General features: G+C 73.7%; 2 protein-coding genes. Both read left to right on the forward strand.

The window, feature by feature from the left end; genetic code table 11:
* Window positions 1-75: 75 nt before the first annotated feature.
* The gene (locus AB0O00_RS40050; RefSeq protein WP_363659592.1) at window positions 76-1,023 is read left to right on the forward strand and encodes a radical SAM protein; all 948 of its coding nucleotides are present in this window, start codon (window positions 76-78) and stop codon (window positions 1,021-1,023) included.
* The coding region (locus AB0O00_RS40055; RefSeq protein WP_363659593.1) for a hypothetical protein at window positions 1,020-1,272 on the forward strand (253 nt) is incomplete at its 3' end. The genes AB0O00_RS40050 and AB0O00_RS40055, both read left to right, overlap by 4 nt.

The raw sequence follows: 1,272 nt of genomic DNA on the forward strand, positions 1-1,272 counted from the left end.
CGCAACTTCCGGCCAGGGCCGCGCCTTCGCCGCCGCTGCCGACAAGCACCTGACCGACGCCGAGGTGGTCACCCGATGATCCGCACCTTCGCCGCCGCCACGTTCGGCGGCACCGCCGTCGTGCACGACCCGGCGGTCGGCACCAACCACCTTCCGCCCCAGCCGCTCCCGACCGGCTGCGTTGCCCTGGACGACCAGCAGGTCGCCGCCTGGCCCCTGGCCGACCCGGCCGCCCTCGCGCTCGACTACCCGTTGAGCATGTGCTGGTCCCCGATCGTGCGCTGCAACCTGGCCTGCCCCCAGTGCCTCGACGACAAGACCGTGCGCGAGTCCACTCCGGCCGAACGGCGCACCCTCGTGCGCCACATCGCTGCCTCGGGCGTCCTGGGCGTCGACATCTCCGGCGGCGAACCGCTGCTGCTGCGCGAACTGCCCGACCTCGCCCGCGCGATCCGCAGCAAGGGCACCAGCGTGGTCAGCTGCACCACCAACGGCTGGCACCTCGCCCGCCGCGCCCGAACACTCGCCGGCGCTCTCGACGCGATCCGGGTCTCCCTCGACGGTGCCACCGCGGCCACCCACGACACCTGGCGCGGCCAGCACAGCTACCGCCGCGCCGTCGCGGGCATCGGCGCCGCCGTAGCCGAAGGGCTCTTCGTCCAGCTCCAGATGGTCCTCATGCAGGCCAACAAGCACGAGGCCCAGGAGCTGCTGGACCTCGCCGCCCACCTCGGCGCCGGCGGGGTGACCTTCTTGCAGATGCTCCCCATCGGCGACGGCGCCTCGCTCGCCGCCGAGCAGATGCTCACCGACGAGCAGGCCCAGGAGACCGTCGGCCCGCTGACCGTCCCGGCCGGCGTCCGGGTCCGGCTGCGCACCCGGCAGAGCGCGGGCGGCTTCACGGTCCTGCGGGCCGACGGCTTCGCCTGGCGCAACACCCCGGGCGCCACCGGGATCTCCGCGTTCGTCCCCGTCACCGGCCCGGCCGACCTTCGCCTGCCCACCTCCGGGAGCAGCTCATGACCAGCACCCCCTACGCCGCGAGGCGGGTGTTCACGCGGCGGATTCCGTTCGCGCCGACGCGCTACCAGTGCTTCGACGCGGCCCGGTTGCTCGCCGAGTCCGTCGTCGGCACCGACCCGGCGGTCAGCTGCGTGATCGGCATCGCCTCCGGCGGGATCGAGCCGGCCCGGATCATGGCCGACTACCTGAAGGTGCCCTTCCACACCGTCACCGCCCGGCACAACACGAGCGACGCGCCGTTCCAGCAGG

The organism is Kitasatospora sp. NPDC093558 (assembly GCF_040683475.1).
Lineage (GTDB): Bacteria > Actinomycetota > Actinomycetes > Streptomycetales > Streptomycetaceae > Kitasatospora.